Below are 23,277 nucleotides of genomic sequence, written 5' to 3'. Positions count from 1 at the left end.
GAAAAACCATGCGCATCGGCCTGATCACCGACACCCACAACCTGCTGCGCCCTGAGGCGCTGGCGGCTCTGCAGGGCGTCGATCATCTGATTCACGCCGGCGATATCGGCGGGCCGCATATCCTGACCGAGCTGGAGTGCATTGCGCCGCTGTCGGTGGTGCGTGGCAATAACGATGACCAGGCTTGGGCCGATGCCATCCCCGAGCACAGGACGCTGACGTTTGGCGGCGTCACGCTGCATGTGCTGCACGATCTCAAGCAATTGGACATCGACCCGGCTGAGCAGGGCATCGACGTGGTCATCGCCGGCCACTCGCACAAGCCGCTGCACGAAGAGCGCAACGGCGTGCTCTACCTCAACCCCGGTAGCGCCGGACCGCGGCGTTTCAAGCTGCCCATCGGCGTGGGCATCCTGCATATCGAAGGTGCCACGGTACGCGCCGAACTGGTCACGCTGCAGGTCTGAAGCCATCCGTATGCGCCGTAGGAGCGGCTTCAGCCGCGATGCTGCGCGTCTCCGCGTCAATCGCGGCTAAAGCCGCTCCTACAAACGCTCCCTGCATCGTTGCTTGGTCAGGGCTGGCAAAGGCTTACCCCACATACTTGAAAAACGCCCCCGCCGAGGCCATCTAGGCAGGTACAGTTTTTTCAACGTTTCTATGGAGCACTTCATGACCCTCGACGAGCTCAACGCCATTCCCGGCGTGACCGCCAAGCCCGACGTCGCCACCGCCGACTTCGTCTACAACCACACCATGATCCGCGTGAAGGACCTGCAGAAGTCGCTGGATTTCTACACCCGTGTGCTGGGCTTCACCCTGCTGGAGAAGAAGGAGTTCCCCGAGGCCGAATTCGGCCTGTACTTCCTCGCGCTGATTGCCGACAAGTCGCAGATCCCCGCTGACCCGGCCGCGCGCCACCAATGGCGCAAGTCCATCCCCGGCGTGCTGGAGCTGACCTACAACTATGGCACCGAGCAAGACCCGGAGTTTGCCTACCACAGCGGCAACAGCGACCCGCGCGGCTTCGGCCACCTGTGCGTATCGGTGCCGGACATCAAGGCCGCCTGCCAGCGCTTCGAAGACCTCGGCGTGGACTTCCAGAAACGCCTGACCGACGGCCGCATGCGCGACATCGCCTTCATCAAGGACCCGGACGGCTACTGGGTAGAGATCATCCAGTTCACTGAAGTCGACTAATCCGCAGAGCAAACCTCTGTCGCGGCTAAAGCCCCTCCCACACGTCTAACGTGCCGTGGGAGGGGCTTCAGCCGCGACGCTGCGTCGTTCAACTCAGGTAGAATCGCCGCTTTTTTGCGACCTACTGCCATGCCCCCCCCAGAAAACCACGACGCCCGCAACGAGCTGCTCTTCGGCCTGGACGACAAGCCGCGCCCGCTGGCCGCGCTGCTTGCGGCGCTGCAGCATCTGCTTGCCATCATCGTGCCCATCGTCACCCCTGGCCTGCTGATCTGTCAGGCCATCGGCGTGTCGGCGCGTGACACCAACATCATCGTGTCGATGAGCCTGGTCATCTCCGGCATCGCCACCTTCCTGCAGTGCAAACGCTTCGGCCCACTCGGCGCCGGCCTGCTGATCGTGCAAGGCACCAGCTTCAACTTCGTCGGTCCGCTGATCGCTGGTGGCGTGCTGCTGGTGGATCAGGGCATGGCGGTGGAAGCGGTGATGGCGGCGATCTTCGGCGTGGTCATCGCCGGCTCGTTCATCGAGATGGGCGTGTCGCGCATCCTGCCCTTCGTCAAACGCCTGATCAGCCCGCTGGTCACCGGCATCGTGGTACTGATGATCGGCCTGACCCTGATCAAGGTCGGCCTGATCAGCATGGGCGGCGGTTACTCGGCAATGGGCAATGGCAGCTTCGCCAATGGCGAGAACCTGCTGCTGTCCGGCGTGGTACTGGCCGCGATCATCGTGCTCAACCGCCTGCCGCTGGTGTGGCTGCGCAGCTGCGCGATCATCATCGCCCTGGCCATCGGCTATGCCCTGGCCGCCTACCTGGGTCGCCTGGATTTCACCGGCATGCATGAGGCCGAAGTGTTCCAGGTACCGATGCCGCTGCACTTCGGCCTCGGTTTTTCCTGGAGCCTGTTCATCCCGATGGTGGTGATCTACCTGGTGACCTCGCTGGAAGCCATCGGCGACATCACCGCCACCAGCAATCTGTCGCGCCAGCCGGTGGAAGGCTCACTGTGGATGCAACGGATCAAGGGCGGCGTGCTGGTCAACGGCGCCAACTCGCTGCTGGCCGGCGTGTTCAACACCTTCCCCAGCTCGGTGTTCGCGCAGAACAACGGCATCATCCAGCTGACCGGCATCGCCAGCCGCCATGTCGGCCTGTGGATCGCCGCGCTGCTGGTGCTGCTTGGCCTGTTCCCGGTGGTGGCCGGCGTGCTGCAGGCGGTGCCGGAGCCGGTGCTCGGCGGTGCGGCGCTGGTGATGTTCGGCGCGGTGGCGGCGGCGGGCATCAATATCCTCGCCGGCATCCAGCTGGATCGCCGCGCGCTGCTGATCATCTCGGTGTCACTGGCCCTCGGCCTGGGCTTCTCGCAGGTGCCGGAGTTCCTCGCCCACCTGCCGGCCGGGCTGCGCAGCGTGCTGGAATCCGGCGTCGCCACCGGTGGCATCTGCGCCCTGCTGATGAACTGGTTCCTGCCGGAAACGCAGAAAGAAGGCTAAGGCTCAGGTTCTGTACGAAAAGTCGCCGAGCGAAGGTCAGGCGAGGCAAAAACAGGTGAGGAAGCGGAGTTTACGAGCTGTAAATGAGCATTCCGAACCTGTTTTTAACGAAGCATCACCGAGCGCAGGCACTTTTCGTACAGAACCTAGCTCACGCCCACGTAACGATCGGCGCGGTGATTGATGGCCAGCACCAGGTTGAGCATCACCGCGCCCAGCACCGAGAGCAGCACCTTGTCCGGCGACACCACGAAGATGGCCGCCAGCACGATGCTCGCGTCGATGCCCATCTGCACGGCGCCCGCACGCAGGCCGAAGCGCTCCTGCAGATACAGCGCCAGGATGTTTACACCACCCAGGCTGGCGCGGTGGCGAAACAGCATGAGTAGCCCCAGGCCCATCGCAGCGCCACCGAACAGGGCGGCATAGACGGCGTCCAGATGGGCGAAAGCGACCCAGCTTGGGGTCAACTCGGCCAGCAATGACACCAACAGCACCGCGCAACCGGTGCGCAAGGTGAAGCCCCAGCCCATGCGCCAGATCCCCAGCAGGTAGAACGGCAGGTTGACCAGGCAGAACACCAGGCCGAACGGCCAGCCCGCCTGATAGTTGGCGAGAAAGGCGACGCCGACGGTGCCGCCAGTCAGCAGACCGGCGTGGGCGTAGAAGGTGATGCCCAATGCCACCAGCGCGGTGCCGAACAGCAAGGCCAGCGCATCTTCCCAGAGTGGGTGGCGAACGAAGAGTGCGGCGACGGCGTTTGGACGCTCGGGCTCAGTCATCGAGAAACCTGCATCGGAGTACACGGAAGAGGTTGGGCAGAGGCAAGGCAGGATAGCGGCCGTCGGTTGCACCCGAGAATCGGGCAGTGACGGCCGTAATGATCGTTGTGCTTATGCGCTGCGACGTTCCCACACCTCGAAGGCGTAGAAAGGTGTTTCAGCCGAGGCCGGATGCTCGACACTGGAGGTCATGCGCCAGAGCGCCTCGTCGACCGCGGGGAAAAACGCATCACCGTCGGGGTCCAGGCCGACACGAGTGAGATACAGACGGTCCGCCTGCGCCAGGCCCAGTTCATAGAGCTGCGCCCCGCCGATCAGCATCAGCTCTTCGGCATCCTCTTCGCGCGCCCAGGCATCGGCACGCTCGATAGCGGCCTCCAGCGAGGCGAATACCTCGGCGCCTTCCAGGCTGAGGCCCGGCTGGCGACTGACGACGATATTCAGCCGTCCCGGCAGCGGCCGGCCGAGCGAATCCCAAGTCTTGCGGCCCATGATAATCGGCTTGCCCAGGGTCAGTGCCTTGAAGTGCTTGAGATCTGCCGGCAGGTGCCAGGGCAGTTGGTTGTCGCGGCCGATCACGCGGTTGTGCGCGAGCGCAGCGATCAGAGAAAGCGGTAGGGTCTTGTTCATGGCGGCGAGCATAGCAGAGCAGCGTCGGCACGAGCAGCCTGCAACGGCCGCCGCGGCTTGGTCATCGAAGCGTCATGCTCGATGATGCAGGCTGCACGTTCAGCCAAGCCAAGGAAACGACGAGATGAACACACACATCCTGCGCGCAGGCCTGCTCTGTATCGGCCTGCTGGGGGCCACGTCAGCGGCACAGGCCGGTAGCGTGGAGGCCGCCATCAACTGGGCACGGCAGCAGCCCGGCCTGCAGCCCTACCAGGCGCGCACGCCCGACATGCCGTTGGTGATCGCCCATCGTGGCGCCAGCGGCCATGTTCCCGAGCACACCCTGGCGGCCTACGCCCTGGCCGTGCTGCAGGGCGCCGACTATATCGAGCCGGATTTGGTAATGACCCGTGACGGACATCTGGTCGCGCGCCACGACAACGAGCTGGGCCTGACCACTGATGTGGCACAGCACCCCGAATTCGCCTCGCGCAAGCGTACCCTGACGGTGGATGGCGCCAGCCTCGAGGGCTGGTTCAGCGAGGACTTCACCCTGGCCGAACTCAAGACCCTGCGCGCCATCGAGCGCATTCCGCAGCAGCGCCCGGGCAACACCCGCTTCGATGGCCAGTTCGAGATACCCACCCTGCAGGAAATCATCGACCTGGTGAAAAACCTGCAGGCCAGCGAGCAACGCGTCATCGGCCTCTACCCGGAAACCAAGCACCCCACCCACTTCCAGCAGCTCAACCTGGCGATGGAGCAACCGCTGCTCGAGGTGCTGAAACGCAACGGTTACGACAGCGCCGAAGCGCCGGTGTATATCCAGTCGTTCGAAGTGGAGAACCTCAAGGCGATCAGCCATCAGTCCTCCATTCGCCTGATCCAGCTGCTGTGGATGGAAGGCCAGCCCTTCGACCAGCAAACGCTCGGCAACGCGCTGAGTTATACACAGATGACCACCCCGGAGGGCTTGCAGGACATCGCCCGCTACGCCAACGGCATCGGCCCGGAAAAAGGCATGGTCATCCCGCGCGATCAGGCCGGCAATCTGACCCAGCCGACCCGACTGGTCGCCAACGCCCATGCGGCCGGCCTCAAGGTTCACCCTTACACCTTCCGTGCCGAGAATGCTTTTTTGCCAGCCGCGCTGCGCAGCAGCAGCGACCCGGCCGCTCGCGGTGACATCGAGGCGGAGCTGCGTGCCTACCTCGCCAGCGGTATCGACGGCATGTTCATCGATCAGCCGGACATCGCCGTACGCCTGCGCGAACAGCGCTGATTCGCAAGGGAACGGATCAGGGGTTATCCTCAAGCCCTGATCCGCACGACGAGACGCCGCGTGACTGACGCCTCCTCCCCTTCGCCTTTCGAAAACCTCTGGCTCAGCGAAACGATTCGCCTGCGCGAGGAACACGCCGGCCCGCTCGAAGATGCCGAAGCCAATCGCCTGGCCCGTACCGAGGGCGGCGACCTGACCGCGCGCATCCAGCGCCGCGCCCTGCTGCTGGCCCGCCGCGACGGCCAGTGGCAGGCCCTACAACATTGGCTGCAGGGCGCACGTCTGGCCGGTCTGCTGCTCGCCCTGCTGGCGTTGCTCAGCGGCATCGGTCTGGCCCTGGCCGCATTTGGCGACGGCAGCCAGGCAGTCAACGTGTTCTGGGCCATGGGCAGCCTGCTGGGCCTCAACCTGCTCATGCTGATCGGCTGGGCACTCGGCGTGTTGCTGTCCCGCGATCACCCCGGCACGCTCGGCCGCCTGTGGCTCTGGCTCAGCGAGAAACTGGCACGCGATGCCAGCGCCGCGCAACTGGCACCGGCCCTGCTGCTGATGCTGCAACGCCAGCGCCTGACTCGCTGGGGCCTGGGGCTGATGGTGAACGGCCTGTGGACGCTGGCCATGCTCGCCGCGCTGACCACCGCGTTGCTGCTGCTCGCCACGCGGCGTTATGGCTTCGTCTGGGAAACCACCATCCTGGGTGGTGACACCTTCATCAGCCTGACCCAGGCGATTGGCGCTCTGCCCGCACTGTTCGGCTTCAGCCTGCCGGATGTCGAGCTGATCCGCGCCAGCGGTGACGCCGCCATCGCCAGTGAGGCAGCCCGGCAGAGCTGGGCCGGCTGGCTGGTGGGCGTATTGCTGGTCTACGGCCTGCTGCCCCGCCTGCTGCTGACTTTGCTGTGTCTGTGGCGCTGGCACAGCGGCAAGCGCACATTGCGTCTGCACCTCGCCCTGCCGGGCTACGACCTGCTGCGTCAGCGCCTGCAACCCGGCAGCGAGCGCCTCGGCGTCTGTGATCTGGCCCCGGCTGCCTTGCACCAACCGCAGGGCGGCAGCCACGCGCTGAGCGGCAACGGCGCCCTGCTGCTCGGTCTGGAGCTGGACGACCGCCGCCCCTGGCCCCCCGCGACGCTGCCAAAAGGTGTCGCGGATGCCGGCGTGATCGACAGCCGCGAGCAACGCCGCCAGTTACTCGAGCAACTGACCCGCTTCCCGCCCGAACGCCTGGTCATCGCCTGCGACCCGCTACGCTCGCCTGATCGCGGCACCCTGGCACTGATTGGCGAACTGGCGCGCTCGGCCTCCGCCACGCGCATCTGGCTGCTGGCTCCGGCTCCCGGCACCAGCCTGGACAGCGAACGTCTGCGCGACTGGCATCAGGCGGTTGCCGCTCTGGGGTTGACCCACAGCGATACGGCGCCGCTGAGCTGGCTGGAGAGTGGACATGACTGAATCCACCCTACGGAACAGCCCATGACCCAACCGCTGAAACTTGCCCTGGTCGGCCACACCAATGTCGGCAAGACCTCGCTGCTGCGCACGCTGACCCGCGACGTCGACTTCGGCGAAGTGTCACCACGCGCCAGCACCACGCGTCATGTCGAAGGTGCACGCCTGTCGGTGGATGGCCAGCCTCTGCTGGAGCTGTATGACACCCCCGGGCTGGAAGACGCCATCGCCCTTTTGGATTACCTGGAACGCCTCGACCGCCCCGGCGAGCGCCTCGATGGCCCGGCACGTCTCACACGTTTTCTGGACAGCAGCGAGGCACGTCAGCGTTACGAACAGGAAGCCAAGGTACTACGCCAGTTGCTGGCGTCCGATGCCGGGCTGTACGTGATCGATGTGCGCGAGCCCGTGCTGGCCAAGTACCGCGACGAACTGGCGGTACTCAACATGTGCGGCCGACCGCTGCTGCCGGTGCTCAACTTCGTCGCCAGCAGCAACCACCGTGAAAGTGAATGGCGTGAGGCGCTGGCCAGGCTTGGCCTGCATGCACTGGTGGCCTTCGACAGCGTGGCGCCACCCGAGGACGGTGAGCGCCGCCTGTATGAAAGCCTGGCCCTGCTGCTGGAGCGTTCGCGCCCGCAGTTGCAACGGCTGATCGAAGATCACCAGGCGCAACGCCAGGCACGACGCCAGGCCGGTCAACGCCTGATCGCGGAGCTGCTGATCGACTGCGCCGCCTGCCGCCGCAGCGTCGCCGCCCAGCCAATGCTGGAGCAGGCCGCCGTCAGCGAACTGCGCGACGCCATCCGCCAGCGCGAGCAGCGTTGCGTCGAGGCGCTGCTACGCCTGTATGCCTTTCGCAGCGGTGACGCCAAAGCAGCCGATCTGCCCCTGCTCGACGGACGCTGGGGCGACGACCTGTTCAACCCACAAACCCTCAAGCAACTGGGCATCAAGGTCAGTGGAGGTATGGCCGCAGGTGCCGCAACTGGGGTCGGCGTCGACCTGCTGGTCGGTGGCCTGACCATGGGCGCAGCGGCTGCACTGGGCGCGGTGATCGGCGGCAGCGCGCAAACCCTGCGCACCTATGGCGAGCGGCTGAAAGGCAAGTTGAAGGGCCAGCGTGAGCTGACTGTCGACGACGCCGTGCTGCGCCTGCTTGCCCTGCGTCAGCAGCAACTGCTGGTCGCCCTGGATAAACGCGGCCACGCGGCGATGGACGCCATAACCCTCAGCGCCCCACAAGAAACCCTTTGGCGTCAGGGCAAACTGCCCGCGCCCTTGCACGCGGCACGGGCTTACCCACGGTGGTCGTCACTGAATCCGGGGGCGCGCCTGGAAGAGGCTGAACGCCAGGAGCAGGTGCAAAAACTGACTGCCGAGCTAACCCAGGCCTGACAGACATGGACATGTTCTCCATGGTTCGTAGCTGGCTACAGCGCAAGCGTCTTGAGCGCGTAGCGGTCAGCAAGGCGGATCACGTCAGTCTGGAGATGATCGACACCGAGGTCGGCAACCGGATTCTCGACTGCCTGAAAGCCGAGGGCTGGAATCAGGTTGCGCAGTACAGCCCGCTGGCCTTCGACAAGGGCATCGATTACGACAGCTACCGGCTGCGTCGCGGGCTGGATGAGCTGAATCTTGAGTGGGACAACTGGCTGGAATGGAAGATCAGCGGGCCGCGCGAGATTCTTGAGGAACTCGCGCGGCGGTTTTCCCTGAAAACTGTGTTTCATAAAGCCCCGGAGCAGACGACTCAGGGCTCCTCACCCAGATAACCGCTGACCGTTCGTGCCCACTGCGGGTCGTCCATGATGCCCAGTATCGCCCGGCTGATCGGCTCACGCAGCGCGCTGCCGCTGCGCACCAGAAATCCGTAGCTCTGATTCTCGAACGTTCCCGGCAGTACCTGCAAACGCGCACCGACCAGCTCGCGATTGCGGTATTGCAGAATCGGCTTGTCGTAAACGATGGCATCAGCCTCACCCTGCTGCACCGACTGCAACGCCTGGGTCAGATTCGGGTAATCGCTCTGGCGGATACGCTGCTCCTGTAGCCAGCGCGAACTGGCCGTGCGCTGCACGCTGGCAACATGGGCGCCTTGCAGATCGCCAGGACCCTGGATGGCGCCCTGCAGGTTGCTCACCGTCAGCGCCGTGGTCATCGCGGCGGTGAAAGTCGACACCATGATCAACGCGGCGAACATCCATACCACCGCAACCAGCCGTCCACCCAGGGTTACCGGCGACTTATCGCCGTAGCCGACGGTGGTCATGGTCACCGCCGCCCACCAGAAGCCATCGCCCAGGCCACGTACAGGATCTTCAGGGAACTGCTCGCGGTTACGCTGACGTTCGAATAACCAGATCACAGCGCCCACCAGCATCAACACGGCAGCAAGCCCCAGCACCACGCTGATGAAGCGCCAGGAGAACAAGCGGGTGAAGGTCGTCCACCAGCCGGCCGATGCCGTAGCAGGCACCGCGATAGCCAGACCGGTGAAGTAGAACGGATGGGTGAAGTCGAAGCGCGCCTCGCGCTCTGGCGTCATGGTCAAGGCGCCGACCACGACGTCCACTTTGCTCTGCTCGAGGCTGTCGAGCAGGCTGTTGAAGGGCATCGGTTCATAGTGGAAGGCGTAGCCGTTCTTCTCGGCGATGGCGTTCCACAGGTCGACGCTGATGCCACTCCAGCCACCATCCTCGTTCTTGATCACGAACGGCGGCACTTCGGTGATGCCAACCCGCAGCGGCTGGGTATCGGCATGACTCGTCAAACAGCTAAAGACCAACAGCAGGGCCAGTGCGATTCGGCTCACGGGGGGCTCCTTTTCACGCATGTGGTGAAAGGGTAGCAAATCGCCCCCCATGGTTTTGTCGGCGCGACGCCTCAGACCGCGACTGGCGCCTTGATATGCGGATGCGCCTGGTAGCCCACCAGCTCGAAATCCTCGAACCTGAAGGCCAGCAGATCGGTCACCTCGGGGTTGAGCTTCATGGTCGGCAGCGGCAGCGGCTCACGAGTCAGCTGCAGATCGGTCTGCTCGATGTGATTGGCGTACAGGTGGCAGTCGCCGCCGGTCCAGATGAACTCACCCGGCTGCAGGCCACAGACCTGCGCCACCATCAGCGTCAGCAGCGCATAACTGGCGATGTTGAAGGGTACGCCAAGGAAGATGTCCGCCGAACGCTGATACAGCTGGCAGCTGAGCTTGCCGTCAGCGACGTAGAACTGGAACAGCGCGTGGCATGGTGGCAGGGCCATCTGCTCGACCAGCGCCGGGTTCCAGGCCGAGACGATCAGGCGACGGGAGTCCGGGTTCTTCTTGATCATCTCGACCAGCTTGCTGATCTGATCGATCGACTCGCCATTGGGCGCCGGCCAGCTGCGCCACTGGTAGCCATACACCGGGCCGAGGTTGCCGTTCTCGTCGGCCCACTCGTCCCAGATGCTGACACCGTTGTCCTTGAGGTACTTGATGTTGGTGTCGCCCTGCAGGAACCACAGCAGCTCATGGATGATCGAGCGCAGGTGACACTTCTTGGTGGTGACGATGGGAAAGCCGTCGGCCAGATCGAAGCGCATCTGATAGCCGAACACGCTGTAGGTGCCGGTGCCGGTGCGGTCTTCCTTGAAGGCGCCGTGCTCGCGTACGTGGCGCATCAGGTCGAGGTACTGTTTCATCAGGCAGCTCCTTGCACGGGCTGACGCTTGTAGGCGTAAGCAATCAGACCGAGGCCGGCGAGGACCATCGGTACGCACAGTACCTGGCCCATGGTCAGCCAGCCCCAAGCCAGATAGCCGAGCTGGGCATCCGGCACACGGACGAACTCGACGATGAAGCGGAACACCCCGTAGCAGGCGGCGAACATGCCGGACACGGCCATGGTCGGGCGCGGCTTGCGCGAGTAGAACCAGAGGATGGTGAACAGCGCCACGCCCTCCAGGGCGAACTGGTACAACTGCGAAGGGTGACGCGCCAGCTGTTGCGGGTCGGTGGGGAAAACCATCGCCCATGGCACGTCAGTGGCCTTGCCCCAAAGCTCGGCATTGATGAAGTTGCCGATACGCCCGGCCCCCAGGCCGATCGGCACCAGCGGTGCGATGAAGTCCATCAGCTCGAAGAAGCTCTTGCCGTTGCGCTTGCCGAACCACCAGGTGGCCAGCATCACGCCGATCAGCCCGCCATGGAAGGACATGCCACCCTCCCAGATGCGCAGGATCTTTTCCGGCTCGGCGATATAAGCCGGCAGGTCATAGAACAGCACATAACCTAGGCGCCCACCGAGGATCACACCCATGGCCACCCAGAACACCAGGTCGGACAGCTTGTCCTTGTTCCAGGTGGCGTCGAAGCGCTCCAGTCGACGCGAGGCCAGCCACCAGGCGCCGCCGATGCCGATCAGGTACATCAGCCCGTACCAGTGGATTTTCAACGGGCCGAGGGCGATGGCCACCGGGTCGATCTGCGGATAAGGCAGCATCAAGGACTCCTTAAATGAGAAAACTCAGACCCACGCTTAGCAGCAGCAGGGCAAACAATCGCTTGAGCAGACGCGGCGACAGACGATGAGCCAGGCGCGCGCCGAAACGGGCAAAAAACATGCTGGTGACGGCAATCCCCAGCAGCGCAGGAAGATAGACGAACCCCACACTCCACTGCGGCAAATCCGGGTTGTTCCAACCCGTGTAGACGAAACTCAACGCCCCCGCGAGGGCGATGGGCAGGCCACAGGCCGCCGAAGTCGCCACCGCCTGCTGCATCGGCACGCTGCGCCAGACCAGAAACGGCACGGTCAGCGAGCCGCCGCCGATGCCGAAAATCGCCGAAGCCCAGCCGATCACCCCGCCCGCAACCGTCAGCGTGGGCTTGCCTGGGACACCGCGACTGGCCTTGGGTTTCAGGTCCAGCATCATCTGTACGGCGATGACGATGGCGAAGGTGCCGATGATCTTCTGCAACATCGGCCCCTGGATCAGCGCCGCCGTCAGGGCACCCAATGCCGCCCCGAGCAGGATGCCGCCGGTCAGCCAGCGAAACAGCGACCAGCGCACGGCCCCCATGCGGTGATGCGCCAGCAGCGAGTTGATCGAGGTGAAGACGATGGTCGCCAGGGAAGTGCCCACCGCCAGGTGGGTGAGAATTTCCGGCGCCATGCCCTGCGAGGCGAAGCTGAACACCAGTACCGGTACGATGATCAGGCCGCCGCCCACGCCGAACAGGCCGGCCAGCACACCGGCAGCCGCGCCCAGCACCAGGTAGAGCAGCAGTTCCATCGACACCCCCGAAAACAAAGCGGCATGTTAGCGGAAATGCCCCCTCAGCGGCACGCGGATCGACGCAATAGCGGGGAGAAGGTGACGGGCGCAAGAACCCTCGCCCATACATGGGAGAGGGGATGAATAGCTTCACGCAATTGTCCTGGCCGGAACGGTTGCCGCATTTCCCCCGGCCCGCTAGCCTGCCAGGCTCTGTCACCAGAGGAATCCTCATGTGCCTGATCGTCTTCGCCTGGCAACCGCAAAGCAGCATGCCCTTGCGCCTGGCAGCCAATCGCGACGAGTTCTACGCGCGCCCCAGCGCCGCACTGAGTGAATGGCAAGAGGCCCCGGGCGTATTCGCCGGACGCGATCTGCAGGCCGGCGGTACCTGGCTGGGCATCACCGCAGCCGGTCGTTTCGCCGCCCTGACCAATATCCGCGACCCTGGCCAGAACACAGGCACGCATTCACGCGGCGCGCTGACGGCGGATTACCTGCTCGGTCAGGATGAACCACAAGCCTATCTCACTCGGTTGCTGAAGAACGTCACCGCCTATAGCGGCTTCAACCTGCTGGTCGGCGATCGCCACCAGCTCTGGCACCTGAATTCGCGTGAGGGCCAGCCTCGGCAGTTGCAAGGCGGAGTCTACGGACTGTCCAACGCCAGCCTCGATACACCATGGCCCAAGCTACTGGCCGCCAGAAGCGCCCTGAACGCACACATCGAAGCCGAGGATGAACGCTTGCTGGAGTTGCTGACAGACAGCAGCCAGCCCGCCGACCAGCTGTTACCTGACACCGGCGTAGGACTGGCGACCGAACGTCTGCTATCGAGCGTATTCATTACCAGTGCAACCTATGGCACGCGCGCCAGCACCGTGTTGAACCTTGGCCGGGATGGACACTGGAGCATCACCGAACGCAGTTTCGGCCCGCACGGCGCCATGTTGGGCGAGGTGAGATTAAGCCGGTAGCCGGATGCGATCCGGGGAACCGTTCTGCGGAGTACGGCCTGTGTAGGAGCTGCTTTAGCCGCGAGCTTTTCGCCGCTGAAGTACCTCCCACGATCGACGACTGATGGCATCAGCCCGGATGCGGGAATATCTGGCGCAATACCCCCGGATTGCATCCGGGCTAGACATCACGCGCCCTCACGGACGCGGTTCACGCCTGGATATTGGACGCCGGGTTGATTACCCGACCCAGGCCGAGGTTGCGCAGCGCCAGATGCAGGGTGCTGTAGATCAGGTGCGGATTGTCCATGGTCATCACCTGGCTCAGCAGCTCCCTGGCCTTGCTCTGGGTGATCTGGCGCAGCAGCCACTTCACCTTGGGCAGGTTGGTGGCGTTCATCGACAACGAATCGAAGCCCATCGCCAGCAGCAGCACGGCAGCGGCCGGGTCACCCGCCATCTCGCCGCAGATGCTCACCGGCTTGCCCTCGGCATGTGCGTCGTCGACCACTTTCTGCAGCGCCTGCAACACCGCCGGGTGGAGGAAGTCGTAGAGATCGGCCACACGCGGGTTGTTGCGGTCCACCGCCAGCAGGTACTGGGTAAGGTCATTGGAACCGACCGAGAGGAAGTCCACCTGACGGGCCAGCTCACGGGTCTGATAGACGGCGGCGGGAATCTCGATCATCAGGCCGATGGGCGGCAGCGGCACATCGGTGCCTTCGTCACGCACTTCACCCCAGGCGCGGTGGATCAGGTGCAGCGCCTCTTCCAGCTCCTGGGTGCCGGAAATCATCGGCAGCAGAATGCGCAGGTTGTTCAGCCCCTCGCTGGCCTTGAGCATGGCCCGCGTCTGCACCAGGAAGATTTCCGGGTGGTCTAGGGTGACGCGAATGCCACGCCAGCCGAGGAAGGGGTTCTCTTCCTTGATCGGGAAGTAGGACAGCGCCTTGTCACCGCCGATATCCAGGGTACGCATGGTCACCGGCAGCGGGTGGAAAGCCTGCAGTTGCTCGCGGTAGGTGGCGAGCTGCTCCTTCTCGCTGGGGAAGCGCTCGTTGATCATGAACGGCACTTCGGTGCGATACAGGCCAACGCCTTCGGCGCCGCGCTGCTGGGCACGGGCCACGTCGGCGAGCAGGCCGGTATTGACCCACAACGGCATGCGCTGGCCGTCGAGCGTCTCGCACGGCAACGCGCGCAGGGCGTCGAGCCCTTCGGTGAGCTGACGCTCCTCCTCGACCACATCGGCGTACTGCTTGCTCAGCAGTTCGCTGGGGTTGGTGAAGACTTCGCCGTGGTAGCCGTCGACGATCAGCTTGATGCCGTCGATCTTCGAATACGGCAGGTCGACCACGCCCATCACCGTGGGAATGCCCATGGCGCGGGCGAAGATGGCGACGTGCGAGTTGCCCGAGCCGGTCACCGAGATCAGGCCGACCAGCTTGCCTTCCGGCACTTCGCCGAGCATCGCCGGCGACAGCTCCTCGCTGACCAGAATAGTGTTGTCCGGGTAGACCAGCGAAGTCTTGCGCTCTTCCTGCAGGTAGGCGAGCAGGCGTCGGCCCAGGTCGCGCACGTCGGAGGCACGCTCACGCAGGTAGGCATCGTCCATCAGCTCGAAGCGTTTGACGTGGTCGAGCACCACCTGGCGCAGGGCGCCCTGCGCCCACTGGCCACTCTTGATGCCCTTGCGCACCTCGTTACCCAAGGCGGCGTCATCGAGCATCATCAGGTAAACGTCGAACAGCGCGCGCTCTTCCTTGCGCAACTGGGTCGCGAGCTTCTCGGACAGCTCCTGCATGTCCTCGCGCACCCAGCCCAGGGCCTTATCGAACAGCGCCAGTTCAGCGTCGATGTCATCGACATTACGGTCCGGTACCACGTTCAGATCAGCCGGGGGCAGCACCACGACAGCGGTCCCCACCGCTGCCCCCGGCGCACCCGGCACGCCGACGAACTTGGCCTCCTGCACGCCCTTGCCCTGGCGCCCCAGGCCGCGAATCGAGCCCGTGGCCTCGGCATGCGCGATGACCCCGGCGAGCTGCGCGCTCATGGTCACCAGGAAGGCTTCTTCGCCTTCGTCAAACTGGCGGCGCTCCTTCTGCTGCACCACCAGCACACCCATCACCCGACGGTGGTGGATGATCGGTGCACCGAGGAAAGAGGCATAACGCTCTTCGCCGGTTTCGGCAAAGTAGCGATAACGCGGATGGCTGGCGGCGTCTTCGAGGTTCAGCGGTTCCTCACGGGTACCGACGAGGCCGACCAGACCCTCGCTGGGCGCCATGCTGACCTTACCGATGGAGCGTTTGTTGAGGCCCTCGGTGGCCATCAGCACGAAGCGATTGCTTTCCGGGTCGAGCAGGTAGACCGAGCAGACCTGGCTGCCCATGGCTTCCTTGACACGTTGCACAATGATCGAAAGCGCCGCCTTGAGATCCTTGGCGGCGTTCACTTCCTGGACGATCTTGCGCAGCGTATTGAGCATGCTCGATTAGGGTCCGTATCAGTCGCGCACTATCAGGCGCGGGGCGAGTTCCTTGAGCGCGCGGCGATAGACCTCGCGCTTGAATGTGACGACCTGGCCCAGCGGGTACCAGTAGCTGACCCAGCGCCAGCCATCGAATTCGGGCTTGCCGGTCAGGTCCATGCGTACACGCTCCTCGGCGCCGGTCAGACGCAGCAGGAACCACTTCTGCTTCTGGCCGATACACAGCGGTTGGCTGTGCGTGCGTACCAGACGTTGCGGCAGACGATAACGCAACCAGCCGCGAGTGCAGGCGAGGATTTTCACATCCTGCTCTTCGAGCCCGACCTCTTCATTCAGTTCACGATAAAGCGCTTCTTCCGGCGATTCGCGATCATTGATGCCGCCTTGCGGAAACTGCCAGGCATCCTGATTGATGCGCCTGGCCCAGAGCACCTGGCCGACATCATTGGTCAGGATGATGCCGACATTCGGGCGAAAACCATCAGAGTCGATCACGGCAAGCAACCTCGTACACGCAAGTTCCGGCATTGTTCCACAAAGCCGAGTACAGCAGCAACGCGGGTTTGGCGGCAGTGGGAAAGCCCGGCCAAAGCCGCTATTCTGGCGCGCCCCAAACTCTTGAAGAACAGGTACAGAACCGTGCGCTTGGCCCTTTTCGATCTCGACAACACCCTGCTGGCCGGCGACAGCGACCACAGCTGGGGCGAATTCGTCTGCCAGCGCGGCCTGGTCGATGCGGCCGAATATCTGGCACGCAACGATGCTTTCTATGCCGATTACTGTGCCGGCAAGCTGGACGTGGTGGCCTACCAGAATTTCAGCCAGGCCATTCTCGGCCGCAGCGACATGGCGCAACTGGCGCAATGGCACCGCGAATTCATGGCCGAGGTGATCGAGCCGATCATCCTGGCCAAGGGTGAGGAACTGCTGGCCGAACATCGCGCCGCCGGCGACAAGCTGGTGATCATCACCGCGACCAACCGCTTCGTCACCGCGCCGATTGCCGAGCGCCTTGGCGTGGAAACACTGATCGCCACCGAGTGCGGCATGCAGGATGGCCGCTACACCGGACAGATCACCGGCGTCCCGTGCTACCAGGGCGGCAAGGTAACGAGGCTGAACGAGTGGCTGGCCGAAACGGGCCACAATCTCGAAGGTGCCTATTTCTACAGCGACTCGCGCAACGACCTGCCGCTGCTGGAGGCCGTGGCCAACCCTGTTGCAGTGGACCCGGACGACGTGCTGCGCGCCACCGCCACCGAACGCGGCTGGCCGGTGATCTCGCTGCGCTGAATGCGCGATGCGGATACATGGCACTCGGCCTGATCGCGACTGAAGCCCTCCCACAAAGCCCCGGATTGCATCCGAGCTACAGGTACTGTGGGAGGCGCTTTAACGGCGAGCTTTATATCGCGCCGTGATAGTCGCCAGCAGACCGGCACCTATGCGGGGTATTGCGCCAAGGACCGGAGTTCGGTGAGTCCGTTAGTGGACAAGCACAGTGTTGTCTGCCCTACGCCTCTGCATTGAGCAGGTGATGTCACCAAGTGGCCGTAGGAGCGGCTTTAGCCGCGAAGCCTGCTACTGCGGCAATCGCGAGAATCATCGAACCACAAGCCCTCTCCCGCCCTTCGAGCACCCTCTCCCATAAATAGGAGAGGGTCATCAGAAGCCGCTCTGCGGCTGCTTCATACCGGCTTGGCGCCCATCAGCGCCATGATGGCGATCAGCAACACGAGAATCAGCCCGGCGTAGATCAGGCACAGACGCTTCAGCGAAGTGGGTGCCGGCGCATCCCCCAGCGCTCGCCAGGACGCCAGACGCCCGGCCAGCAACAAGCCGAGCAGCATCATCACCGCGTACAGAATACTGCCCAGCAGCAGCCAGGTCTGTCCCAGCGGCCAGCCAACGGTGCTGACCAACCAATAGCCAGTGAGCGGCAAGCTCAGCGCCAGCACGGCAAAGGCCGGCAGGCTGTACAGCAGGGTCACGCGCAGCTTGCGCGCCAGCACAGCAGCATCACCACCGCGCTGCGCCTTGAACAGCATGAAGGCATGCGCGATCAGGCCGAGCAGCAGCAAGATACCCGGGGCGCTGTGCAGGATACGAACCAGCAGATAGTGTTCCATCATGTCGTCCTTGTTCAGCCGAGAAACAGGCGGAAAGCCGGGTTGTCGCTTTCATCCCAGTACGGATAGCCGATGGCGTCCAGCGCCGCCGGCACCAGTGGGCGCTCCTCGGCCGGCACCTGCAGCGCAGCCAGCACGCGGCCGTCAGCAGCGCCGTGGTTGCGGTAGTGAAACATGGAGATGTTCCAGCGCCCGCCGAGCTTCTGCAGGAAGTTGAACAACGCACCCGGCCGCTCGGGGAATTCGAAGCGCAGCACCACTTCGTCGCCGACATCGGCGGCATGGCCGCCGACCATATGGCGGATATGCAGCTTGGCCAGCTCGTTGTCGGTCAGGTCGATCACCGGGAAGCCCTTCTCGCGCAGGCCTTCGACCAGCGCCGCGCGCGGGTCGGTCTCCGGGTGAGTCTGCACACCGACGAAGATGTGCGCTTCGCGACCGGTGTGGTAGCGGTAGTTGAACTCGGTGATCTGACGCTTGCCCAGCGCCTCGCAGAAGGCCTTGAAGCTGCCCGGCTGCTCGGGGATGGTCACGGCGATGATCGCCTCGCGCTTCTCGCCCAATTCGGCGCGCTCGGCCACATGGCGCAGGCGGTCGAAGTTGACGTTGGCACCGGAGTCGATGCCCACCAGCACTTCGCCCTTGGCCCCCTCACGCTCAACGTACTTCTTGATCCCGGCCACGGCCAGCGCGCCGGCCGGCTCGGTGATCGAGCGGGTGTCGTCGTAGATGTCCTTGATCGCCGCACAGATCTCGTCGGTGCTGACGGTGATCACTTCGTCGACATGGTCCTTGCAGATATCGAAGGTGTGCTGGCCGATCTGCGCCACCGCCACGCCATCGGCGAACAGCCCGACGGTCGGCAGCACCACGCGCTCACCGGCGGCCATGGCCTGCTGCAGGCAGTTGGAGTCGTCCGGCTCGACGCCGATCACCTTGATTTCCGGGCGCAGGTACTTCACATACGCAGCGATACCGGCGATCAGCCCGCCGCCGCCGACCGGGACGAAGATGGCATCGATGTGCCCCTGATGCTGGCGCAGTACCTCCATGGCCACCGTGCCCTGGCCGGCGATCACCAGCGGATCGTCATAGGGATGGATGTAGGTGTAGCCCTTCTCTTCCACCAGCTTCAACGAATGCGCCAGCGCTTCGGGGAAGGCATCGCCGTGCAGCACCACCTTGCCGCCCCGCGAGCGCACGCCCTGCACCTTGAGCTCCGGGGTGGTGCGCGGCATGACGATGGTGGCCTTGACGCCCAGGTGCTTGGCAGCCAGGGCCAGGCCCTGGGCGTGATTGCCAGCCGAGGCTGTGACCACGCCGCGCGCCAGCTCTTCGGCGGACAGCTGCGCCAGCTTGTTATAGGCACCACGAATCTTGAACGAGTACACCGGCTGCAGATCCTCGCGCTTGAGCAGAATCTGGCTGCCCAGTCGCTCGCTGAGCTGACGGGCGGGTTGCAGCGGGGTTTCCACCGCGACGTCGTAGACGCGCGAGGTGAGGGTCTTCTTCACGTACTGTTCGAGCATGGCGATTTCGCAGGCATTCGGGCTTGGGAAGGGACTGCCGAGTCTACCCCAGCGCCAAGCCGGGCGACCATACGAAACATGCGGGTTTGCCCCGTGAACACACCAGTTGCGGCTATAATTTGCGCCTCACGTCTCCCCACTCCCAGGCACAGACCCGCGATGAACCAGGATCAGCTGAAACAGGCCGTGGCCCAAGCCGCCGTCGACCACATTCTCCCCCGCCTCGACAGCAAGAGCATCGTCGGCGTCGGCACCGGCTCCACCGCCAACTTCTTCATCGATGCGCTGGCCCAGCACAAGATGGAATTCGACGGTGCCGTGGCCAGCTCCGAAGCCACCGCCGCGCGCCTGAAAGGCCACGGCATCCCGGTGTACGACCTGAACAGCGTCAGCGATCTGGAGTTCTACGTCGACGGTGCCGACGAAAGCGATGAGCACCTCAACCTGATCAAGGGCGGCGGCGCCGCGCTGACCCGCGAGAAGATCGTCGCCGCCGTGGCCAAGACCTTCATCTGCATCGCCGACGCCAGCAAGCTGGTGCCGGTGCTGGGCGAATTCCCGCTGCCGGTGGAAGTGATTCCAATGGCGCGCAGCCACGTGGCCCGCGAACTGGTGAAACTGGGCGGCGACCCGGTGTACCGCGAGGGCGTGCTGACCGATAACGGCAACATCATCCTCGACGTACACAACATGTCGATCACCAACCCGGTGAAGCTGGAAGCGGACATCAACGCCATCGTCGGCGTGGTCACCAACGGCTTGTTCGCCGCCCGCCCGGCCGATCTGCTGCTGCTCGGTACCGCCGAAGGCGTGAAAGAGCTCAAGCGCTGAATCTGTGGGAGGCGCTTCAGCGGCGATTGTCGCGGCTGAAGCCGCTTCCACAGAACCCTTTGTTCCATTCACTCAGGTTTGCGCAGTCGGTAGCCCGGATGAAATCCGCGGCAAAGGCACGGGGCTTCCCGGATTGCAGCCGGGCTACTACGCTGCCTGATCGAGCAGGCGGCGCAGCTCCTCGCTGAGCGGCATCGGTTTGAAAGCGCTGACCCGTGCCCGCCCAGTATTGCCGAGCGGTACCCAGATCCGCGAGAACAGCAGCGCTGCCAGAATGCGCGGCATTTGCCCCAGCACCTCACGCATATCCCCTTGCTGCCAGCCTGCCTGCAGCATCAGCCAGTGCGAACGCGCATGCAGCCAAGGTCGCCGCTGAGTGAGGATATGCGCCCGCTCCAGCCAGGGCAGCGCCTCGTCGGGATGGCGCGCTGCCAATGCCTGCCCGGCTTCGGCGAACGCCTCTTCGATGGCCAGCCGCAAAGGTTCACGCATGCTCGACACCCTCATTTGCGCAGCAGCCGCAGGCCGTTGAACACCACCATTAGACTCACGCCCATGTCGGCGAACACCGCCATCCACATGGTCGCCTCACCCGCCAGGGTCATGGCCAGGAAGATCGCCTTGATACCCAGCGCCAGGATGATGTTCTGCACGAGAATCGCGTGAGTCTGACGGGACAGGCGCACGAACGCGGGAATCTTGCGCAGGTCATCGTCCATCAGGGCGACATCCGCCGTTTCGATGGCGGTATCGGTGCCGGCGGCGCCCATGGCAAAGCCGATCTCGGCCCTGGACAGTGCCGGGGCGTCGTTGATGCCATCGCCGACCATGCCAACCACCTTGCCCTGCGCCTGGCGCGCCTCGACCCAGGCCAGCTTGTCCGCCGGCAGCAGGTCGCCACGTGCTTCGTCGACACCCACCTGTTCAGCGATGGCCGCTGCGGTATGGGCGTTATCACCGGTAAGCATGCAGGTGCGCACACCCAGTTCGTGCAGCTCACCGACCGCCTCGCGACTGCTCTGGCGCACCGTGTCGGCCACGGCGAAGAGCATCAGCGCACGTTGACCGTCGCACAACACCACCACGCTCTTGCCCTGCCGCTCCAGCGCCTCCAGGCGTTCTTCCAACTGCGCCGAGCAGAGCCCGAGGTCTTCGACCAGGCGGTGGTTGCCCAGATAAAGCAGCCTGCCGTCGATCCACCCCTTGGTACCGCGCCCCGGCAGCGCCTCGAAGTCTTCGACTGCGTACAGCACCTGCCCCTGCTCCTGCGCATGCAGGGCCAGGGCGCGCGATACCGGGTGATCGGAGCGCGCAGCCAGGCTCGCCGCCCAGACGGCATGCTGCGCCTCGTCCGTCATCATCAGATTGAGGCTGTCGGTCTGCACCGGCTTGCCGTGAGTCAAGGTGCCGGTCTTGTCCAACGCCAGCAGGGCCAGATGGCGACCATTTTCCAGGTACACACCGCCCTTGATCAGGATGCCCTTGAGCGCCGCCGCGGCCAGACCGCTGACGATGGTCACCGGGGTGGAGATCACCAGCGCACAGGGGCAGGCCACCACCAGCAGCACCAGGGCGCGGTAAACCCAGTCGAGCCAGACGCCACCGATGACCAGCGGCGGCAGCACGGCAACCGCCAGGGCAAAGATGAACACCGCCGGGGTATAGATGCGCGAGAACTGATCGACGAAGCGCTGGGTCGGCGCGCGCGAGCCCTGCGCCTCTTCCACCGCATGGATGATCCGCGCCAGGGTGGTATCGCGCGCCGCCGCAGTAACCCGAAATTCCAGCGAGCCGGCTTCGTTGATGGTGCCGGCGAACAACGGATCCCCCACGCGCTTCTCCACCGGCAGGCTTTCGCCGGTAATGGGCGCCTGGTTGACCGTCGAGCTACCCCCGACCACCTCGCCATCAAGACTGATGCGTTCGCCGGGGCGTACACGCACCAAGGCATCCAGTGCGATGGCCTGTACGTCCATTTCCTGCCAGCTGCCATCGGCCTGCTGCACCGTGGCGCGTGGCGGGGCCAGATCCATCAGCCCGCGAATGGCGTTGCGAGCCCGATCCAGCGAGCGCGCCTCGATCAGTTCAGCAAGGGTGAACAACACCATCACCATCGCCGCCTCCGGCCACTGGCCGATCAGTGCGGCGCCGGTCACGGCGATGCTCATCAACGCATTGATATTGAGGTTGCGGTTTTTCAGGGCGATCCAGCCCTTCTTGTAAGTATTCAGGCCGCACAGGCCGATGGCGGCGAACGCCAGCAGCGCGACCAGCCACTCAGGGCCAAGCGTGGCGAAATGCACCACTTCCGAAGCAGTGGCCAGCACAGCCGCCACCACCAGTGGCCACCAGGGCTTCGGCGCAGAACCCGCGGCAGGTTGCACAGCAGCGCCGGCATCGTCCAGCTGCGGGGTGAAGCCCAGCGCCTGGATAGCAGGCAACACCTGCGCCAGTGCGCCGTCATCATGACTGACGGTCAGCACCCGCTGCAGCAGGTTGAACTGCAGCCCCGCCACACCGGGCAGGCGCCCCAACGCATCGCGGATCAGACGTTCTTCCGTGGGGCAATCCATCTGTTCGATGCGGATGCGCGTATTCACCGCCCCGGTCAGCGGCTCGTCGGCGAGCGACGACGGCGTGACGTCGTGCTCATGACGTACAGGTGATGGCTCGTGCGAGTGATCGCAACAGCGGCTCATGGCAACTCTCCTTCAAGTGTCTGTTGCCGAGTACACACCCTGTAGTCACTATAGGGTCAACCCCCAAGGAGGTACGCGCATGAAGATTGGCGAATTGGCGAAACTGGCCGGCTGCCAGGTCGAGACCGTCCGTTACTACGAACGTGAAGGGTTGCTGCCGGCACCCGCGCGCAGTGAAGGCAACTACCGCCTCTATACGCAGGAGCATGTCGAACGCCTGGTGTTCATCCGCAACTGCCGCACGCTGGACATGACCCTGGAGGAGATTCAGCGCCTGCTGGCCCTGCGTGATCTTCCTCACGAAAGCTGTGCCGGCATCAACAGTCTGGTGGACGAGCATATCGAACACGTGCAAGCGCGCATCCACAGCCTGCAGGCGCTGCGCGATCAGTTGACGGAACTACGCGACCGCTGCAATGGCATACAGGAGGCCGAAGACTGCGGCATTCTGCGCCAGCTCAACGTCAGCGGTGGCGTGCAGCCCTTGCCAGACGACGGCCATACCCACGTCGGCAAGAGCCATTCGCACTGAGGCGCGGCGTCTCCACGCACCCTCGA

At 64.3% G+C, this 23,277-nt stretch carries 23 protein-coding genes; 11 read left to right on the top strand and 12 right to left on the bottom strand.

Annotation, left to right across the window (positions count from 1 at the left end; translation table 11 throughout):
• Positions 1 to 8 precede the first annotated feature (8 nt).
• The 3 genes from ACJRW5_RS14385 (at position 9) to ACJRW5_RS14375 (ending at position 2,697) form a co-directional block, all read left to right on the top strand.
• Entirely contained in the window at positions 9 to 467 is a 459-nt protein-coding gene (locus ACJRW5_RS14385; RefSeq protein WP_484571190.1) for a metallophosphoesterase family protein, read from the top strand.
• A 205-nt stretch (positions 468 to 672) separates the two neighbouring features.
• Positions 673 to 1,200, top strand: a complete 528-nt coding sequence (gloA, locus tag ACJRW5_RS14380; protein ID WP_484571189.1) for a lactoylglutathione lyase — start codon at positions 673 to 675, stop codon at positions 1,198 to 1,200.
• Positions 1,201 to 1,329: 129 nt separating this feature from the next.
• Complete coding sequence (locus ACJRW5_RS14375; RefSeq protein WP_484571188.1) at positions 1,330 to 2,697, top strand: nucleobase:cation symporter-2 family protein; 1,368 nt, start codon at positions 1,330 to 1,332, stop codon at positions 2,695 to 2,697.
• A gap of 146 nt (positions 2,698 to 2,843) precedes the next feature.
• Here ACJRW5_RS14375 and ACJRW5_RS14370 read toward each other — a convergent pair whose 3' ends face one another.
• Positions 2,844 to 3,479, bottom strand: coding sequence for a YitT family protein (locus ACJRW5_RS14370; RefSeq protein WP_484571187.1), 636 nt, complete (start codon positions 3,477 to 3,479; stop codon positions 2,844 to 2,846).
• 111 nt (positions 3,480 to 3,590) lie between these two features.
• Positions 3,591 to 4,121, bottom strand: a complete 531-nt coding sequence (locus ACJRW5_RS14365; protein WP_484571186.1) for a dihydrofolate reductase — start codon at positions 4,119 to 4,121, stop codon at positions 3,591 to 3,593.
• Positions 4,122 to 4,233: 112 nt separating this feature from the next.
• Here ACJRW5_RS14365 and ACJRW5_RS14360 point away from each other — a divergent pair, with 112 nt between their 5' ends.
• The 4 genes from ACJRW5_RS14360 to ACJRW5_RS14345 are packed head-to-tail and all read left to right on the top strand — an operon-like array spanning position 4,234 to position 8,600.
• Positions 4,234 to 5,373 (top strand): glycerophosphodiester phosphodiesterase, encoded by a 1,140-nt coding sequence (locus ACJRW5_RS14360; protein ID WP_484571185.1) that lies wholly within the window; start codon positions 4,234 to 4,236, stop codon positions 5,371 to 5,373.
• A 60-nt stretch (positions 5,374 to 5,433) separates the two neighbouring features.
• Positions 5,434 to 6,825, top strand: coding sequence for a DUF2868 domain-containing protein (locus ACJRW5_RS14355; RefSeq protein WP_484571184.1), 1,392 nt, complete (start codon positions 5,434 to 5,436; stop codon positions 6,823 to 6,825).
• Positions 6,826 to 6,846: 21 nt separating this feature from the next.
• Positions 6,847 to 8,220: a GTPase/DUF3482 domain-containing protein gene (locus ACJRW5_RS14350; protein ID WP_484571183.1), complete on the top strand. Its 1,374-nt coding sequence runs from the start codon at positions 6,847 to 6,849 to the stop codon at positions 8,218 to 8,220.
• A gap of 5 nt (positions 8,221 to 8,225) precedes the next feature.
• Positions 8,226 to 8,600: a hypothetical protein gene (locus ACJRW5_RS14345; protein ID WP_484571182.1), complete on the top strand. Its 375-nt coding sequence runs from the start codon at positions 8,226 to 8,228 to the stop codon at positions 8,598 to 8,600.
• Here ACJRW5_RS14345 and ACJRW5_RS14340 read toward each other — a convergent pair.
• The 4 genes from ACJRW5_RS14340 to ACJRW5_RS14325 form a co-directional block, all read right to left on the bottom strand.
• Entirely contained in the window at positions 8,579 to 9,640 is a 1,062-nt protein-coding gene (locus tag ACJRW5_RS14340) for a transporter substrate-binding domain-containing protein (protein WP_484571181.1), read from the bottom strand. The two genes, ACJRW5_RS14345 and ACJRW5_RS14340, sit on opposite strands and share 22 nt — an antisense overlap.
• A 71-nt stretch (positions 9,641 to 9,711) precedes the next feature.
• Complete coding sequence (locus tag ACJRW5_RS14335) at positions 9,712 to 10,506, bottom strand: thymidylate synthase (RefSeq protein ID WP_484571180.1); 795 nt, start codon at positions 10,504 to 10,506, stop codon at positions 9,712 to 9,714.
• Positions 10,506 to 11,306 carry a prolipoprotein diacylglyceryl transferase gene (gene lgt / locus ACJRW5_RS14330; RefSeq protein ID WP_484571179.1) on the bottom strand — a complete coding sequence of 267 codons (801 nt, stop codon included), beginning with the start codon at positions 11,304 to 11,306 and terminating at the stop codon, positions 10,506 to 10,508. Before lgt ends, ACJRW5_RS14335 begins: the two co-directional genes overlap by 1 nt.
• 10 nt (positions 11,307 to 11,316) lie before the next feature.
• Positions 11,317 to 12,099, bottom strand: coding sequence for a sulfite exporter TauE/SafE family protein (locus ACJRW5_RS14325; RefSeq protein ID WP_484571178.1), 783 nt, complete (start codon positions 12,097 to 12,099; stop codon positions 11,317 to 11,319).
• A 215-nt stretch (positions 12,100 to 12,314) separates the two neighbouring features.
• Here ACJRW5_RS14325 and ACJRW5_RS14320 point away from each other — a divergent pair, with 215 nt between their 5' ends.
• Positions 12,315 to 13,058 (top strand): NRDE family protein, encoded by a 744-nt coding sequence (locus ACJRW5_RS14320; protein WP_484571177.1) that lies wholly within the window; start codon positions 12,315 to 12,317, stop codon positions 13,056 to 13,058.
• Between the two features lie 190 nt (positions 13,059 to 13,248).
• Here ACJRW5_RS14320 and ptsP read toward each other — a convergent pair whose 3' ends face one another.
• On the bottom strand, positions 13,249 to 15,528 hold the full coding sequence (ptsP, locus tag ACJRW5_RS14315; RefSeq protein WP_484571176.1) for a phosphoenolpyruvate--protein phosphotransferase: 2,280 nt from the start codon (positions 15,526 to 15,528) through the stop codon (positions 13,249 to 13,251).
• Between the two features lie 18 nt (positions 15,529 to 15,546).
• Entirely contained in the window at positions 15,547 to 16,026 is a 480-nt protein-coding gene (locus tag ACJRW5_RS14310; RefSeq protein WP_021445072.1) for an RNA pyrophosphohydrolase, read from the bottom strand.
• A gap of 144 nt (positions 16,027 to 16,170) precedes the next feature.
• On the opposite strand from ACJRW5_RS14310, the gene ACJRW5_RS14305 reads away from it, so the two are divergent.
• Complete coding sequence (locus ACJRW5_RS14305) at positions 16,171 to 16,824, top strand: histidinol-phosphatase (protein WP_484571175.1); 654 nt, start codon at positions 16,171 to 16,173, stop codon at positions 16,822 to 16,824.
• 395 nt (positions 16,825 to 17,219) lie between these two features.
• Here ACJRW5_RS14305 and ACJRW5_RS14300 read toward each other — a convergent pair whose 3' ends face one another.
• Both ACJRW5_RS14300 and ilvA read right to left on the bottom strand, forming a co-directional pair.
• Positions 17,220 to 17,660, bottom strand: coding sequence for a DUF2269 family protein (locus tag ACJRW5_RS14300; RefSeq protein WP_484571174.1), 441 nt, complete (start codon positions 17,658 to 17,660; stop codon positions 17,220 to 17,222).
• A gap of 14 nt (positions 17,661 to 17,674) precedes the next feature.
• On the bottom strand, positions 17,675 to 19,189 hold the full coding sequence (ilvA, locus tag ACJRW5_RS14295) for a threonine ammonia-lyase, biosynthetic (RefSeq protein WP_484571173.1): 1,515 nt from the start codon (positions 19,187 to 19,189) through the stop codon (positions 17,675 to 17,677).
• A 159-nt stretch (positions 19,190 to 19,348) separates the two neighbouring features.
• Here ilvA and rpiA point away from each other — a divergent pair, with 159 nt between their 5' ends.
• Positions 19,349 to 20,020, top strand: coding sequence for a ribose-5-phosphate isomerase RpiA (gene rpiA / locus ACJRW5_RS14290; protein WP_484571172.1), 672 nt, complete (start codon positions 19,349 to 19,351; stop codon positions 20,018 to 20,020).
• A gap of 147 nt (positions 20,021 to 20,167) precedes the next feature.
• On the opposite strand, the gene ACJRW5_RS14285 is transcribed toward rpiA, so the two are convergent.
• Positions 20,168 to 20,512: a DUF3703 domain-containing protein gene (locus ACJRW5_RS14285; protein ID WP_484571171.1), complete on the bottom strand. Its 345-nt coding sequence runs from the start codon at positions 20,510 to 20,512 to the stop codon at positions 20,168 to 20,170.
• A gap of 11 nt (positions 20,513 to 20,523) precedes the next feature.
• The gene (locus tag ACJRW5_RS14280) at positions 20,524 to 22,719 is read right to left on the bottom strand and encodes a heavy metal translocating P-type ATPase (protein WP_484571170.1); all 2,196 of its coding nucleotides are present in this window, start codon (positions 22,717 to 22,719) and stop codon (positions 20,524 to 20,526) included.
• Between the two features lie 79 nt (positions 22,720 to 22,798).
• Here ACJRW5_RS14280 and cadR point away from each other — a divergent pair, with 79 nt between their 5' ends.
• Positions 22,799 to 23,251, top strand: coding sequence for a Cd(II)/Pb(II)-responsive transcriptional regulator (gene cadR, locus ACJRW5_RS14275; RefSeq protein WP_484571169.1), 453 nt, complete (start codon positions 22,799 to 22,801; stop codon positions 23,249 to 23,251).
• Positions 23,252 to 23,277: the final 26 nt, after the last annotated feature.

The organism is Pseudomonas pichavaramensis, assembly GCF_050473265.1.
GTDB lineage: Bacteria > Pseudomonadota > Gammaproteobacteria > Pseudomonadales > Pseudomonadaceae > Aquipseudomonas.
The sequence above is the reverse complement of the archived record's forward strand: the minus strand, read 5'-3'. Positions and strand labels throughout refer to the sequence as shown.